The sequence below is a fragment of the Microvirga lupini genome, from assembly GCF_014191055.1.
Lineage (GTDB): Bacteria > Pseudomonadota > Alphaproteobacteria > Rhizobiales > Beijerinckiaceae > Microvirga > Microvirga lupini_A.
Window position 1 is genome coordinate 121,407 of sequence record NZ_JACHWB010000005.1, and the last position, 13,768, is coordinate 135,174.

Below are 13,768 nucleotides of genomic sequence, written 5' to 3' on the forward strand. Positions count from 1 at the left end.
ATGAGACGGCCGCACCGGGTCGATGGCAGGGGAACCCCAGTGCGCGTCAGGGACATCAGCTTCTTCGTCTCCCTCTTCTTCGCCCGCCTGGCGGATCAGATGCTGCTGTTTCTGGTGCCGCTCGTGGTGTTCCAGACAACGCAGAGCGCAGCCCTGTCGGGAATCGCCTTCTTCATCGAGACCCTGCCGCGCTACCTGCTGTTCTCGGTCTGCGGAATTCTCTGTGACCGCCGGTCGCCGGTGTCCCTGCTGGTCATCAGCCAGCGCTTCCGCCTACTGACCTGCGCGGTCGGCATTGCCGGCCACGAGCTTCTTGGGGGCATCGGCTGGCTGATCGCTCTCTCGGCGGTCTGCGGGATCCTCTCGACGCAAGGGTTTCTGGCCCGGGAGGTGATGCTGCCGCAGATCTTCAGGCAGCAGCGGTTCGAGAAGGTGCTGTCCTACTCGCAGCTGGGCGACCAGCTCGGGATGGTGATCGGCCCCATCCTGGCGGCCGCGCTGCTCGGCCTGTGGCCCTGGCAGATCGTGGTCGGCATCACGGCATTCCTGTTCCTGCTGGCGGATCTCGGGCTCACCCTGTGGCATCGGTCGAGCCGGATCGAACTCGCTCCGCCGGAGGCGGCCCATAACAGCTGGGTCGATCCTTTCCGCATCGCCCTCAGGCACATCTGGCATCTGCCCGGGCTGCGAAGAGCCGCCGCGCTGTCGGCCGGGCTGAACTTCGTCTTCGGCGCGACGCTGGCCACATCGGCCGCGATGGTGACCGGCATCCATGGTCAGTCCGAGCAGAGCTACGCGCTTCTGCAGACGGCCAGCGCTGTCGCGGCTATCGCGATCCTGGCCTTTCTGGCCCACGTAATCATCCCCTTGAGGGCGATGGGGGCCATCGGCTACACGGCGATCTTCATCGGCGGCCTGTTGACGGCCATCAGCCCTAATTATGGGGTCTATGCCGCAGGCTACATCCTCGTCCTCGGCTTCGACAGGATGTTCACCATCTACCTCAGAAGCTTGCGCCAGAAGATCATTCCGCAGAAGGATTTCGGCAAGACCACGGGTGCGATGATCACCGTCAACAACCTGTCGCAGCCGCTGGCCGGGCTGCTGGTGGGATTGTTCTCGGGCCCGGGAGGTCCGGGCTTGGTGATCGGCGGCATCTCACTGGTGATGGGGGCGATCGGCGTCATCGTCGCCATCGGTGCGACGCCTGTTTTCAAGCAGGCCAACAGATAGGAGATCCCATGCCCGGTACGGTACGTGAGCGCAAGCTTCTTCAGCAAGCCGTCGCCATCGTGGCGACCATCCCTGTCGCAACGGGGCTCTACGGCGTTCTGTTCGGGCAGGCGCTCACGGGCGATGCGGTGAGCATCTCGGCGGAGAGCCATTTCCGCTTCATGTCCGGTCTCCTCCTGGGCATCGGCCTGTGCTTCTGGAGCACCCTGCCCTCCATCGAGATTCACACGGGCCGCTTCAGGCTTCTGACCCTGCTCGTGGTGATCGGCGGGTTGGGACGGCTCATCGGCCTCGGGCTGACGGGTCTGCCCTCGCTCTTCATGGTCGGCGGCCTGATCGTCGAGCTGATCGTCGCGCCGGTTCTCTGCCTCTGGCAGACCCGGGTCGCCAACCGTTATGCGGAGGAATACGGGGTGGCTTGAGGCGCACGGCCTCCGCCCCCCTGCCCTGACATTGCCGGATTGCGGGCGCATCCTGACTCCCTTGAGACATGCAACCGGGGTGTGCCATTGTAAGGCGTGCCAGCGGGCGCTTCGCATTGCCATGATTCATGTTGCCATGATGCATGGCCCGGTTCGCACCTCGAAGGAGGTTGCACCATGAACGAACATGAAAAACTCCTCGTCATTCTTCGGCAATCCGCCGATGCCGATATCGTGGCTGCCATCGATCGCCTGATCCAGGATGCTCCGGATCATGAGCTGAACCGCATCAATGCGCTCGCCTTCGCGGCCAAACATGGCTTCGACGATGATCGTGTGATCGCCGCTTTCCTCCACGCGTCAAGGCTCGGACTGTTCGAGATGTCGTGGAATGTCCTGTGCCCGGGATGTGGCGGCGTGCTCGATACGGGCATAAGCTTGAAATCGGTGAACCGCGAGGAATACACCTGCGCCCTCTGCTCCGCGGGCTACGAGCCGACCCTCGATGAGATGGTGGAGGTGACGTTCACGGTGAACCCGCGGGTCCGCAAGATTGCCGCTCACGATCCCGATACCCTGCCGCTGCACGAATATGCGCGGCAGATCTTCTGGGGCTCTGGACTCAATCTGCCACAGGACTTCGAGCGCATGATGGAGGAAATCGTCCTCGACGCCGTCGAGCTGCCGCCGGGCGAAAGGGCGATCATGTCCCTGCAGCTGCCGGCAGAGTTCGTGATCGTTTTTGAGCCTGTCACCCACGCGGCTCAGTTCATCGACGTGCAGGGCGAGCCCACCCGCGAGCGGCAGAGCCTTTCACTCGTGATCAACGAGACGCATCCGCAGAACCAGACCCTCACCCTGCGGCCGGGCCCTTTGCGGATCTCCATCGAGAACCGCACGAACCGGCGCGCCCTGCCCTCGGTCTGGGTCGCAGGCGACGCGCTGCATGAGATGCTGAAACAGCGCCGCGCGTTCCTGACGGCAAAGCGCCTGCTCACCAACCAGACATTCCGCGATCTCTACCGGACCGACACGCTCGACATCGACCAGCGGCTGAAGATCACGAGCCTTACGTTCCTCTTCACCGACCTGAAAGGCTCGACGCAGCTCTACGAGCGCGTCGGGGACCTCGTGGCCTATGATCTCGTGCGGTCGCACTTCCAGGTTCTGAACGAGATCGTCGCGTCCGAATCCGGCGCCGTGGTGAAGACCATCGGCGATGCCGTGATGGCAACCTTCCCGACGCCGGATCACGCAATCTCGGCCGCTCTGCGGATGCGCGAGGCGATGCGCCAGCTCAACGAGGAGCGCGGGAGCGAGGACCTGCTCCTCAAGATCGGCATCCATGAGGGACCGTGCCTCGCCGTGACGCTGAACGACCGGCAGGATTATTTCGGCCAGACTGTGAACATCGCATCCCGGGTCCAGGGGCTCGCCATGTCGCGCTCGATCTTCGCAACCGGCGCCGTGGTCGAGAATCAGAGAGCCTCACAGATCATTGCGAAACAAGGCCTGCATCCGGCCCTGCAGAAGACGTCTCTGCGCGGGCTCAACGATGAGTTCTCGGTTTATGAAATTCCGTGAGAACCCACGCTACCGTCATCCCCGGCCTTGTGCCGGGGATCCGCGTCTTTGCAGCGGTTGAAGACGTGGATGGCCGCAACAAGTGCGGCCATGACGAGGAGGTTGAATCGACTGCTCTATAGGACCTTCTCGAACCGATACTCCGCCGATTGCGAAATATCCGCCAGTTGCCGCTGGCCCTCGCTCTGCACATAGCCCAACCGTGTGTAGAGCCGATGGGCCGTGACGAAACGTGTGTCGGACCACAGGACAAGGCGCGGTGCGCCCTTGCCGCGCGCATGCGCCTCGGCCTGGTGCACGAGGCGGGAGCCCAATCCCATCCCGCGCTGGTCCGGACGCACATAGAGCCGGTGCAGTTCCGCCGTTCCTGCTTCGGGAAAGTCCACGGCCACGCAGGCGCAGACGCGCCCGCGTTCGTCCTCGACGGCCCAGAAGGCGCCGCCGGTCTCATCATACGATGTGCTCGGCGCGCGCAGATCCGGCAGGTCGTCATGCGGATCGACGAAGCAGCCGGGATAATCCGCGTAGCAGATTGCGATCAGCCCATAGAGATCCTGCGCATCGCTGTCGCGGACAGGTCGGATGATCGGTTGTGTTTCAACTTGCAGCGCCAGGTTCATTGTTGCCCCTTCTTCATCATCACCGAGCCGACCGTCGCTTCGAGCACATCGTGCAGCTGGCGATAGGCCCCCACCGACAGATGAACGCCGTCCGTTGTAATCCCTTCGCGCGCCGCTCCCTCGCCGTCGCCGAAAGCTCCGTGCAGATCGACGATGGCAGCCGCGCGCCCATCCGCAATCTGCACGATCCGACGCCTCAAGGAAGCCATGGCGTCTGGCGAATAGAAGCTCGTGAGACGCTTGGCCCGCTCGATCGGCGGCGGGGTCATGACGATCACCGGCACGGCGGCGGCTTCGAAATGGCTGACGATCGTTTCGAAGTGTTCCGCCACGTTGTCGAGGGAACGCTCGCTGCAATCCTTCTTGGCATCGTTCGTGCCGACGAGCAGCACCGCGAGGCTGGGCTCGGCAGAGTTGAGCAGAAGCGGCACGCGCGGCTCCAGGGCCTCGGTCCAAATGCCGGAATAGCCGGCATTCAGCACAGGCAGCGAAGCGATGCGGTTCCAGTAGAAACCTTCGACAAGGGAATCGCCCACGAACAGCAGTCCACCCGGCCCAACGGCGGAGCGGTGCGAGGCGATCACGATATCGCGGATCAGCCAGTGCGGCGCGAAAGGATTGGGCTGCGAGGTCACGGGAGCGGTGCCTGCATGAGCCCCGGCGGGCGCGGGTGCGCTCCGCCGGGATGGCCGAACGGCCTTACTCGATCCCAAGCTTGCGCTTGAGGATCTCGTTGAGGGCCTGCGGGTTGGCCTTGCCGCCCGTGGCCTTCATGGTTTGACCGACGAACCAGCCGAGCAGGGTCGGCTTCGCCTTCGCCTGCTCCACCTTGTCCGGATTGGCCGCGATGATCTCGTCCACGGCCTTCTCGATGGCGCCGGTGTCGGTCACCTGCTTCATGCCGCGCTGTTCCACGAGTTCGCGCGGGTCGCCGCCTTCCGTGAAGACGATCTCGAACAGGTCCTTGGCGATCTTGCCGGAGATCACGTTCTCGCCGATGAGCTCGATGATGGCGCCGAGCTGGGCGGCCGAAACCGGCGTCTCGGCAATGTCCTTGCCTTCCTTGTTCAGGCGGCCGAACAGCTCGTTGATGATCCAGTTCGCAGCCGCCTTGCCGTCGCGGCCCTTCGCCACCTCCTCGAAGAAGTCGGCGGAAGCGCGCTCGGCCACCAGCACGCTCGCGTCGTAGGGCGAGAGGCCATAATCGGCCATGAAGCGTGCCTTCTTCTCGTCGGGCAGTTCCGGAAGGCCTTTCGCGAGATCGTCCACATAGGCCTGATCGAACTCGAGCGGCAGCAGGTCCGGATCGGGGAAGTAGCGGTAATCGTGCGCCTCTTCCTTGGAGCGCATGGAGCGGGTCTCGCCCTTGCCGGGATCGTAGAGGCGGGTCTCCTGGTCGATGGTGCCGCCATCCTCCAGGATCGCGATCTGGCGGCGCGCCTCGTATTCGATGGCCTGACCGATGAAGCGGATGGAGTTGACGTTCTTGATCTCGCAACGCGTGCCGAGCTCGTCGCCTGGGCGGCGCACGGAGACGTTCACGTCAGCGCGGAGATTGCCCTTGTCCATGTCGCCGTCGCAGGTGCCGAGATAGCGCAGGATCGTGCGCAGCTTGGTCACATAGGCGCGGGCCTCGTCGGACGAGCGCAGGTCCGGCTTCGACACGATCTCCATGAGGGCCACGCCGGAGCGGTTGAGATCGACGAAGCTCATGGTCGGGTGCAGGTCGTGAATCGACTTGCCGGCATCCTGCTCGAGATGCAGCCGCTCGATGCGGACCGTGATGGTCTCGCCGGTCTCCGGCACGTCCACGATCACCTCACCCTCGCCCACGATGGGGCTCTTGTACTGGCTGATCTGGTAGCCCTGCGGCAGGTCCGGGTAGAAATAGTTCTTGCGGTCGAAGGTGCTGCGCAGGTTGATCTCGGCCTTGAGGCCCAGGCCCGTGCGGATGGCCTGGCGCACGCATTCCTCGTTGATCACGGGCAGCATGCCCGGCATGGCCGCGTCCACCAGGGAAACGTGGCTGTTCGGGTCGCCGCCGAAGGCCGTGGAGGCGCCGGAGAAGAGCTTGGCCTGGCTCGTCACCTGGGCATGGATCTCCATGCCGATGACGATTTCCCAATCGCCTGTCGCGCCCTTGATGAGCTTCTTAGGGTTGACCGGAGCGTTCATGAGCCTTGCGCCTTTAATCTCTCGCTTTTGCTAAAGCATCGGACCCAAAAGTGGAATGCACTTTTGGGACCCATCCGATGCCTCTCCATAAATGAGAGCATCGTTGAGCGCGGAAAACCGGAGCCACTTTTCCGCTCGATGCTCTCGTTTCGAGTACGAGCGGCGCTTGAACCGGTCAACCCCCTTCGAGATGAACGGACGTTCAGATAGATAAACCGTTCGTTAAGATCAGAAATAAATTATGCACAGATTTCAAAAATAATTGCCACGCTCGAATGAAACCCCTCCGCACATTCGGCGTTGTTCGGGAGGTAAAACGGTCAAGGAGTTTCAAAATGGCTATGGATCCCATGGATCGCGAACCCAACGTCTACAATCGTGAGACGAATGTCTACGATAACACCGGCCGCGGTTCGAACACACTTGCTTACGTGATCGGCGGTCTTGTTATCGCCCTGGGCCTTCTGGCCTTCCTCTTCTATGATGGCGGCAGCAACGAGCCGAGCACCACGGGCTCGACCGGCACCCAGACGGAAACCACCGCACCGCGCACCGGTTCCGGCGCAACCGGCGGTTCCTCGACGGCTCCGGCGACTCCGTCGGCCCCCGCTACTCCGTCGTCCCCGGCTCCGGCCGCTCCCGCGGCTCCGGCCAACCCGCAGTAATCGCGTCTCGCGTCACACTGCGCAGGATGGGCCTGACCTCACGGTCGGGCCCATTCCTTTTGCGCCTTCACTCCCAAGGAACCAACCGCAAGCTTGAGCGGTTTCGCCTGAAAGCCCCCACACGGCAGCACGTCAGGAGCCCCAAGATGGCGAATAAGTCGAGCTTCACCCCGGAAGAATGGTCCCGCCTCGTCGCAAGCCCCGTGGTGGCCAGCATGGCGATCACCGCGGCGGATCCGGGCGGGCTCTGGAGCCTGCTGCAGGAATCCATGTCGAGCGGCTGGGCTTTGCTCGAAGCCAAGCAGGACGCTCAGGCCACGCCGCTCGTCAAAGCCGTGGCCGATGACATCACCGATACCGAAACGCGCAATGCCGTGCGCGAATCCTTCCAGAAGCAGTTCACAGGCAGCCAATTCGCCGATGTGAAGCGCAAGGCCGTCGAGGAGCTTCACGCCGTCTCGGGTCTGCTCGATGCCAAGGCTCCCGACGAGGCGGCTGCCTTCAAATCATGGCTGTGGAGCGTGGCCCGGAAATCGGCCGAGGCCGGCAAGGAAGGCGGGTTTTTGGGATTCGGGGGTGTGGCTGTCAGCGATGCCGAAAAGGCCACCCTGGCCGAGATTGCCACGGCACTCGGCAGCCCGGCCGGTTCCGGCGCGGGGCTGGCCGAAACCTAGTACCGAGAGCTACCCTCTGGCCAATCGACGGGCGGCATAGGCGCCGCTCGCCCAGAGCATGGCGGCCACGAAGCGCACGGGAAACAGGGTCAGCCCCTCAGACCGAACCGGCGCGATCCAGGGGATCCCCAGACTGCTGATCGCCCAGGATACGAGCACGGAGACGGCCAGGGCCACCATGCCGATGATCAGCACCTTGCCGAACTGGTCGGCCTTCCAGCCGAGCCAGACCGCAATCAGGATCAGCACCGGATCGAAGGCCGCAGGCAGCCAATCCCACAGGGTGACGACGGGTACGGTCGGTCCCACCGGGTTCAAGCCCACCAGGCCTGGGGCAGCTTGATGCGGCCGGCCGCATCCTCGATCACCTGACCGGCAGCGAAGAGGGTCTCCTCGTCGAAGGCGCGGCCGATGAGCTGGAGGCCCAGAGGCAGCCCCTGGGCGTCCAGACCGGCCGGCACGGCGATGCCCGGCAGGCCCGCCATGTTCACCGTCACGGTGAAGATGTCGTTGAGGTACATCTCGACCGGATCGCCCGAGCCCTTCTCGCCGATGCCGAAGGCCGAGGACGGCGTCGCCGGCGTCAGGATGGCGTGCACGCCCTGGGCATACACCTCCTCGAAGTCGCGCTTGATGAGGGTGCGCAGCTTCTGGGCCCGGACGTAATAGGCGTCGTAATAGCCCGCCGAGAGCACGTAGGTGCCGATCATGATGCGGCGCTTGACCTCGCGGCCAAAGCCGGCGGCGCGGGACTTCTCGTAGAGTTCGACGATATCCCGGCCGTTCTCGCGCAGGCCGTAACGGACGCCGTCATAGCGGGCGAGGTTCGAGGAGGCCTCGGCCGGCGCCACGATGTAATAGGCGGGCAGCGCGTATTTGGTGTGCGGCAGCGACACCTCGACGATCTCGGCACCGGCGGCGCGCAGCCATTCGGCGCCCTGATGCCAGAGCTTCTCGATCTCCGGCGACATTCCGTCGATCCGGTATTCCTTCGGAATGCCGATCTTGAGGCCCTTCACGCCGCGCGAGACGGCGGCCTCGAAATCCGGAACCGGCAGGTCCACGCAGGTGGTGTCCTTCGGGTCGGGGCTCGCCATGGAGCGCAACATGATGGCCGAGTCGCGCACCGTGCGGGCGATCGGGCCCGCCTGATCCAGCGACGACGCGAAGGCGACGGTGCCCCAGCGGGAGACGCGCCCATAGGTCGGCTTGATGCCGACGGTTCCGGTGAAGGCCGCTGGCTGGCGGATCGAACCGCCCGTATCGGTTGCCGTGGCACCGAGGCACAGGTGCGCCGCGACAGCCGCCGCCGAGCCGCCCGAGGAGCCCCCGGGAACCAGATGGGTTCCCTCGATGGCGCCCGAAGCGCCCGCGCTCACGTTCGAGCCCTCGCGCCGCCAGGGCGACACGACGGGACCGAAGGCGCTGGTCTCGTTGGACGAGCCCATGGCGAACTCGTCCATGTTGAGCTTGCCGAGCATCACAGCGCCGTCGTTCCAGAGGTTCCGGGTGACGGTAGACTCATAGGGCGGGTTGAAGTTGCCGAGGATCTTCGAGCCGGCCGTGGAGACCACGCCCTCGGTGCAGAACAGGTCCTTGATGCCGAGCGGAATGCCCTCGAGGGCGCGGGCCTCGCCCTTGGCGATCTTCTCGTCGGAGGCCTTGGCCATGGCGAGCGCCTTCTCGGGCGTCTCGAGCACATAGGCGTTGAGCGCCCTCGCCTTCTCGATGGCCTCCACATGGGCCTGTGTGAGCTCGGTGGCGGAGAAGGTCTTGGCCTTCAGGCCGTCGCGGGCCTCGGCGATCGTGAGATGGGTCAGTTCGGTCACGGGACTGGATCTCTTGTCTGAACGTCATGGCCGGGCTCGTGCCGGCCATCCACGTCTTAATTCCTCAGGGAGGGTGGGCAGGCTTGCGCCTTACTCGACCACCTTGGGCACCAGGAAGAAGTTGTCTTCCGTGGCAGGGGCGTTCTGGACGATCTTTTGCGGATAGCCGCCATCGGTCACGCCGTCCTGGCGCTTCTTCATGACCATGGGCGTCACGGAGGTCATGGGCTCGACGCCCTCCACGTTCACCTCGTTGAGCTGCTCGACGAAGGCCAGGATGGCGTTGAGCTCGCCCTGGAGATGGGGCACCTCCTCATCCGTCACGGCAATGCGCGCCAGATGGGCGATGCGGCGGACCGTTTTCTCATCGACCGACATGAATGGTCATACCCCTTGGAAATCTGCTGGCCGGGCTATAGCACCCGCCCGCGCCGGGGAGCAACGGCGGATGTGGCGCCCTTGGTGTCATTCCCGGCCGGAGCGTCAGCGGAGGGGAAGGGAATCCATAACTCGCGTGTGTGGGCGGATCCCCTTCCCGCACTTCGTGCGCCGGGATGACACCCTCTCCGTCATGGCCGGGACAAGCCCGGCCATCCACGTTTTAAGCCGCCAAAGACGTGGATCCCCGGAACAAGTCCGGGGATGACGTGCAGGGTTATGCTCAGACCGTCACGCCCACGGTCTTGTGCGGCACCACCACCTGTATGCCCTTGCCGTCGAGGGCGGCCACGAAGCGGTCCGCATTGGGCACCAGCGGCGGGAAGGAGCCGTAATGGCAGGGGATGACGGCCTTTGCGTTCTTGAAATAACGCTCGACGGCGAGCGCCGCGACCTCCGGGCCCATGGTGAAGCGGTCGCCGATCGGCACGATCACCACGTCGGGCTGATGGATTTCGGCGATCAGGGCCATGTCGCCGAAGATGTCCGTATCGCCCATGTGATAGACGGTCGGCTCGTTCATGGCCTTGACGATGACCCCGTTGGCGCTGCCAAGAGGAAAGGTCACGTCCATCTCGACGAGGCCGGACGAATGGTCCGCGCGCACCAGGGTGACGGTGAACCCGCCCTGCCCCGTGGTGCCGCCGGTGTTCATGGGATCGAAGTGCTCGAGGCCCTGCTTGGCGAGGTACATGCACAATTCGAAATTCGTCACCACCTTGGCGCCGGTCGCCTTCGCGATGTCGAGGGTGTCGCCCACGTGATCCCCATGGCCATGGGTCACGAGAATATGGGACACGCCCTCATTGATCCTGGCCCTGTCGCCCTCGAAGGCCGGATTGCCGGTGAAGAAGGGATCGATGAGCACGGCCTTGCCGGCGAAATCGAGCCGGAAGGCGGAATGTCCGTACCACGTGATTTTCATGGAAAGTCCCTCGTGTTTGGCCAGATGAAATGGAGCGGCTTCAGCCCCTGACCATGTTCCAGAGGAACAAAACGGCGGATCGGGCTTTAAGAAGCTAAGCAATAAACATCAAGCCTGCAGGAGGATAGCCATGCCACGCCTCATCGCCAGCCTCGGCCTTGCCGCCGGGATCCTCGCCTCGACCAGCGCCTGGGCGGTGGAAATCTCGATCTCGTGCAGCGCGCTGGGCAAGGAATACGAGATCTGCAAGCAGGGCGTCGATGCCTGGGCGAAGAGAACCGGCAACACGGTCAAGATCGTCTCGACGCCGAACTCCGCCACGGAGCGCTTGGCGCTCTACCAGCAGCTTCTGGCCGCAGGAGCGTCCGACATCGACGTGTTCCAGATCGACGTGGTCTGGACCGGCATCCTGGCCGATCATCTCATGGACCTCACCGCCAAGGGTCAGGCCGACATCGACGACCACCTGCCCGCCATGGTCGAGACGAGCCGCGTCAACGGCAAGCTGATGGCCATGCCCTGGTTTGCCGATGCGGGCCTGCTCTATTACCGCCAGGACCTGCTCGACAAATACAAGCGCCCCGTGCCGCAGACCTGGGCCGACCTGACCGAGACCGCCCGCATGATCCAGGACGGCGAGCGCAAGGACGGACGCGGTGACTTCTGGGGTTATGTCTGGCAGGGGCGGGCCTATGAGGGCCTGACCACCAACGCGCTGGAATGGGTGGCCTCCTTCGGCGGCGGCGCCATCGTCGACGACAAGGGCGAGATCACCATCGAGAACCCGAAGGCCACGGAAGCCCTGAAGGCCGCCGCCGGCTGGGTCGGCACCATCACGCCAGAGGGCGTGCTCAACTACACGGAGGAGGAATCCCGCGGCGTCTTCCAGGCCGGCAACGCCGCTTTCATGCGCAACTGGCCCTATGCCTGGGCGCTGGCGCAGGGCGCCGACAGCACCATCAAGGGCAAGGTCGGCATCGCGCCTCTTCCCAAAGGCGGCGCCGACGGGCGCCATGCGGGTACGCTCGGCGGACAGCTTCTCGCCGTGTCCAAATATTCCAAGAATGCGGACGCTGCGACCGACCTCGTCCTGTACCTGACCAGCCAGCAGGAGCAGAAGCGCCGGGCCGTCGAAGGCTCCTTCAATCCCACCATCGTGGCGCTCTACAGCGATGCGGACATCGCCAGGGCCAACCCGTTCATCGGCGATCTCGTCGACGTGTTCACCAATGCGGTGGCGCGCCCAGCGACCGTGACGGGCCAGAACTACAATAAGGTCTCGACCGAGTTCTTCAACGCGGTGCATCAGGTGCTGTCGAAGCGCGCCGAACCGGCCCAGGCGCTCAACCGCCTCGACCGAGACCTGAAGCGGATCAAGCGCGACGGCTGGAAGTAAGGATGACCAGCGCGGTCGCCCAAGGTGACGTCCCCGTACCGCGCCGGGTTCGGGGACGCCGCTCGTCGCTGACGCGGTCGCGCGTCAGGGCGGCATGGCTGTTCATCGCGCCGAGCCTGATCATCCTGGCGCTCATCGCCGGATGGCCCTTGGCGCGGACGATCTGGTTCAGTTTTACCGACGCCGACCTGAACAATCTCAGCGACTACGAATTCATCGGCTTCGAGAACTACCTCGCCAACTACGATGGCGAGTGGCTTGGGCTGCTGACCGATCCCGACTGGTGGCGCTCCGTGTGGAACACGGTGTGGTTCACCCTCGTGTCCGTGTCCATCGAGACCGTGCTCGGGATCGTCGTGGCGCTGATCCTCAATGCCGCCTTTCCCGGTCGCGGCCTCATGCGGGCGATCATCCTCATTCCCTGGGCGATCCCGACCGTGGTGTCCGCCCGCATGTGGAACTGGATGCTGCACGATCAGTTCGGCGTCATCAACGACATGCTTCTGCGCCTCGGCCTGATCGCTGCGCCCATCACCTGGACGGCCAATCCCGATACGGCGCTCTGGACGGTCGTCATGGTCGACGTGTGGAAGACGACGCCGTTCATGGCGCTCCTCATCCTGGCTGCCCTGCAGATGCTCCCCGGCGACATCTACGAGGCCGCACGGGTCGACGGTGTCCATCCCGTGCGCGTGTTCTTCCGGGTGACGTTGCCGCTGATCCGGCCGGCTCTGATCGTCGCCATCGTCTTCAGGGCGCTGGACGCGCTGCGCGTCTTCGATCTGATCTACGTGCTGACTGCCAATTCGCGCGACACCATGTCGATGTCCGTCTATGCCCGCCAGCAGCTCGTGGATTTTCAGGAGGTGGGCTTAGGGTCGGCCGCCTCGACGCTGATCTTCCTCATCATCGCCCTTCTCGTCGTCATCACGCTGGCCGCTGGCCGCGTTCGGCTTGGGGAGGATCCGCGATGAAGGTGCTCTCCCGAATCGGCTTCTGGCTGCTCGTGATCGCCATCGGGCTTTTTGCCCTGTTTCCGTTCTATTACGCGATCGTCTCATCCTTCCGCTCCGGCGCCGAGCTGTTCTCCGTGGCCTATCTCCCGGAGCGTTTCGACCTTTCGAACTATGCGGCGGTCTTCGACCGTCAGCCCTTCGGCCGGAACATCCTGAACTCGATCATCGTGGCCGGCGCCGTGGTGGCCGTATCGCTGGGTCTCGGCATCACGGCGGCCTATGCCTTCGGGCGCATCGCGTTTCGCGGCCGCGCGCTCCTGCTCATGACGATCCTCGCGGTCTCCATGTTCCCGCAGGTGGCCGTGCTGTCGGGCATGTTCGAGCTGATCCACAGCCTCGGGCTCTACAACACCCTGCCGGGCCTGATCCTCGCGAATCTCATGCTCACCCTGCCCTTCACCATCTGGGTGCTCACCACCTTCATGCGCGAGCTGCCGAAGGAGATCGAGGAGGCCGCCTTCGTCGATGGGGCGACGCCCTGGATCGTGGTCAGGCGCGTGTTTCTGCCGCTGATGGCGCCGGCCGCAGTGACGACGGGGCTTCTCGCCTTCATCGTCTCCTGGAACGAGTTCCTCTTCGCCCTCACCTTCACCCTCACCAACGAGCGGCGCACGGTGCCGCCCGCCATCGCGCTCATGACCGGCTCGACGGCCTATGAGCTGCCCTGGGGCACGATCATGGCGGCTTCCGTCATCGTGACCCTGCCGATCATCGCGCTCGTGCTCGTGTTCCAGCGCAAGATCGTCGCGGGACTGACAGCGGGCGCCGTGAAGGGCTAATCCGGGAAATCA

General features: G+C 64.3%; 15 protein-coding genes. 8 read left to right on the plus strand and 7 right to left on the minus strand.

The genetic code is table 11. The features are described from left to right. The 3 genes from FHR70_RS18055 to FHR70_RS18065 all read left to right on the plus strand — a co-directional run bounded on the left by FHR70_RS18055 (nucleotide 1) and on the right by FHR70_RS18065 (nucleotide 3,239). On the plus strand, nucleotides 1-1,233 hold the full coding sequence (locus FHR70_RS18055; RefSeq protein WP_210277694.1) for an MFS transporter: 1,233 nt from the start codon (nucleotides 1-3) through the stop codon (nucleotides 1,231-1,233). Nucleotides 1,234-1,241: 8 nt separating this feature from the next. After that, a complete protein-coding gene (locus tag FHR70_RS18060; protein ID WP_183452748.1) occupies nucleotides 1,242-1,655 on the plus strand; it encodes a DUF4345 domain-containing protein in 414 nt (137 codons plus the stop codon). A 177-nt stretch (nucleotides 1,656-1,832) separates the two neighbouring features. Then, nucleotides 1,833-3,239, plus strand: a complete 1,407-nt coding sequence (locus FHR70_RS18065; protein ID WP_183452750.1) for an adenylate/guanylate cyclase domain-containing protein — start codon at nucleotides 1,833-1,835, stop codon at nucleotides 3,237-3,239. A 116-nt stretch (nucleotides 3,240-3,355) separates the two neighbouring features. On the opposite strand, the gene FHR70_RS18070 is transcribed toward FHR70_RS18065, so the two are convergent. The 3 genes from FHR70_RS18070 to gatB all read right to left on the minus strand — a co-directional run bounded on the left by FHR70_RS18070 (nucleotide 3,356) and on the right by gatB (nucleotide 6,034). Beyond that, complete coding sequence (locus FHR70_RS18070; RefSeq protein ID WP_183452752.1) at nucleotides 3,356-3,859, minus strand: GNAT family N-acetyltransferase; 504 nt, start codon at nucleotides 3,857-3,859, stop codon at nucleotides 3,356-3,358. Then, nucleotides 3,856-4,494, minus strand: coding sequence for a GDSL-type esterase/lipase family protein (locus FHR70_RS18075; RefSeq protein WP_183452754.1), 639 nt, complete (start codon nucleotides 4,492-4,494; stop codon nucleotides 3,856-3,858). The genes FHR70_RS18070 and FHR70_RS18075 overlap by 4 nt, the downstream gene beginning before the upstream one ends. A gap of 64 nt (nucleotides 4,495-4,558) precedes the next feature. Then, entirely contained in the window at nucleotides 4,559-6,034 is a 1,476-nt protein-coding gene (gatB, locus tag FHR70_RS18080) for an Asp-tRNA(Asn)/Glu-tRNA(Gln) amidotransferase subunit GatB (RefSeq protein WP_183452756.1), read from the minus strand. A 335-nt stretch (nucleotides 6,035-6,369) separates the two neighbouring features. Here gatB and FHR70_RS18085 point away from each other — a divergent pair, with 335 nt between their 5' ends. Next, on the plus strand, nucleotides 6,370-6,699 hold the full coding sequence (locus FHR70_RS18085; protein ID WP_183452758.1) for an LPXTG cell wall anchor domain-containing protein: 330 nt from the start codon (nucleotides 6,370-6,372) through the stop codon (nucleotides 6,697-6,699). A 146-nt stretch (nucleotides 6,700-6,845) separates the two neighbouring features. Then, nucleotides 6,846-7,373, plus strand: a complete 528-nt coding sequence (locus FHR70_RS18090; protein ID WP_183452760.1) for a hypothetical protein — start codon at nucleotides 6,846-6,848, stop codon at nucleotides 7,371-7,373. Nucleotides 7,374-7,382: 9 nt separating this feature from the next. On the opposite strand, the gene FHR70_RS18095 is transcribed toward FHR70_RS18090, so the two are convergent. From FHR70_RS18095 to FHR70_RS18110, 4 genes are all read right to left on the minus strand, one after another. Beyond that, entirely contained in the window at nucleotides 7,383-7,682 is a 300-nt protein-coding gene (locus tag FHR70_RS18095) for a hypothetical protein (RefSeq protein ID WP_425487878.1), read from the minus strand. Between the two features lie 5 nt (nucleotides 7,683-7,687). Then, nucleotides 7,688-9,202, minus strand: coding sequence for an Asp-tRNA(Asn)/Glu-tRNA(Gln) amidotransferase subunit GatA (gene gatA, locus FHR70_RS18100; RefSeq protein ID WP_183452762.1), 1,515 nt, complete (start codon nucleotides 9,200-9,202; stop codon nucleotides 7,688-7,690). A 90-nt stretch (nucleotides 9,203-9,292) separates the two neighbouring features. After that, entirely contained in the window at nucleotides 9,293-9,580 is a 288-nt protein-coding gene (gene gatC, locus FHR70_RS18105) for an Asp-tRNA(Asn)/Glu-tRNA(Gln) amidotransferase subunit GatC (RefSeq protein ID WP_183452764.1), read from the minus strand. Nucleotides 9,581-9,863: 283 nt separating this feature from the next. Then, on the minus strand, nucleotides 9,864-10,565 hold the full coding sequence (locus FHR70_RS18110) for a metal-dependent hydrolase (RefSeq protein ID WP_183452766.1): 702 nt from the start codon (nucleotides 10,563-10,565) through the stop codon (nucleotides 9,864-9,866). Between the two features lie 130 nt (nucleotides 10,566-10,695). Between FHR70_RS18110 and FHR70_RS18115 the strand changes: the two genes are divergently transcribed. Genes FHR70_RS18115 through FHR70_RS18125 form a run of 3 tightly spaced genes read left to right on the plus strand, consistent with a single transcriptional unit; the run spans nucleotide 10,696 to nucleotide 13,756 of the window. Continuing rightward, nucleotides 10,696-11,961 (plus strand): ABC transporter substrate-binding protein, encoded by a 1,266-nt coding sequence (locus FHR70_RS18115; RefSeq protein ID WP_183452768.1) that lies wholly within the window; start codon nucleotides 10,696-10,698, stop codon nucleotides 11,959-11,961. Nucleotides 11,962-11,963: 2 nt separating this feature from the next. Beyond that, nucleotides 11,964-12,935, plus strand: coding sequence for a carbohydrate ABC transporter permease (locus FHR70_RS18120; RefSeq protein WP_183452770.1), 972 nt, complete (start codon nucleotides 11,964-11,966; stop codon nucleotides 12,933-12,935). Continuing rightward, nucleotides 12,932-13,756, plus strand: a complete 825-nt coding sequence (locus FHR70_RS18125) for a carbohydrate ABC transporter permease (RefSeq protein ID WP_183452772.1) — start codon at nucleotides 12,932-12,934, stop codon at nucleotides 13,754-13,756. Before FHR70_RS18120 ends, FHR70_RS18125 begins: the two co-directional genes overlap by 4 nt. The last annotated feature ends 12 nt before the right edge of the window (nucleotides 13,757-13,768 follow it).

What these genes read in the sequence shown, in the direction of transcription:
- FHR70_RS18120 (WP_183452770.1), top strand. Translation starts at nt 11,964, where the DNA reads ATGACCAGCGCGGTCGCCCAAGGTGACGTCCCCGTACCGCGCCGGGTT.
- FHR70_RS18060 (WP_183452748.1), top strand. Translation starts at nt 1,242, where the DNA reads ATGCCCGGTACGGTACGTGAGCGCAAGCTTCTTCAGCAAGCCGTCGCC.
- FHR70_RS18125 (WP_183452772.1), top strand. Translation starts at nt 12,932, where the DNA reads ATGAAGGTGCTCTCCCGAATCGGCTTCTGGCTGCTCGTGATCGCCATC.
- FHR70_RS18070 (WP_183452752.1), bottom strand. Translation starts at nt 3,859, where the DNA reads ATGAACCTGGCGCTGCAAGTTGAAACACAACCGATCATCCGACCTGTC.
- FHR70_RS18090 (WP_183452760.1), top strand. Translation starts at nt 6,846, where the DNA reads ATGGCGAATAAGTCGAGCTTCACCCCGGAAGAATGGTCCCGCCTCGTC.
- FHR70_RS18085 (WP_183452758.1), top strand. Translation starts at nt 6,370, where the DNA reads ATGGCTATGGATCCCATGGATCGCGAACCCAACGTCTACAATCGTGAG.
- gatB (WP_183452756.1), bottom strand. Translation starts at nt 6,034, where the DNA reads ATGAACGCTCCGGTCAACCCTAAGAAGCTCATCAAGGGCGCGACAGGC.
- FHR70_RS18065 (WP_183452750.1), top strand. Translation starts at nt 1,833, where the DNA reads ATGAACGAACATGAAAAACTCCTCGTCATTCTTCGGCAATCCGCCGAT.
- gatC (WP_183452764.1), bottom strand. Translation starts at nt 9,580, where the DNA reads ATGTCGGTCGATGAGAAAACGGTCCGCCGCATCGCCCATCTGGCGCGC.
- FHR70_RS18115 (WP_183452768.1), top strand. Translation starts at nt 10,696, where the DNA reads ATGCCACGCCTCATCGCCAGCCTCGGCCTTGCCGCCGGGATCCTCGCC.
- FHR70_RS18055 (WP_210277694.1), top strand. Translation starts at nt 1, where the DNA reads ATGAGACGGCCGCACCGGGTCGATGGCAGGGGAACCCCAGTGCGCGTC.
- FHR70_RS18110 (WP_183452766.1), bottom strand. Translation starts at nt 10,565, where the DNA reads ATGAAAATCACGTGGTACGGACATTCCGCCTTCCGGCTCGATTTCGCC.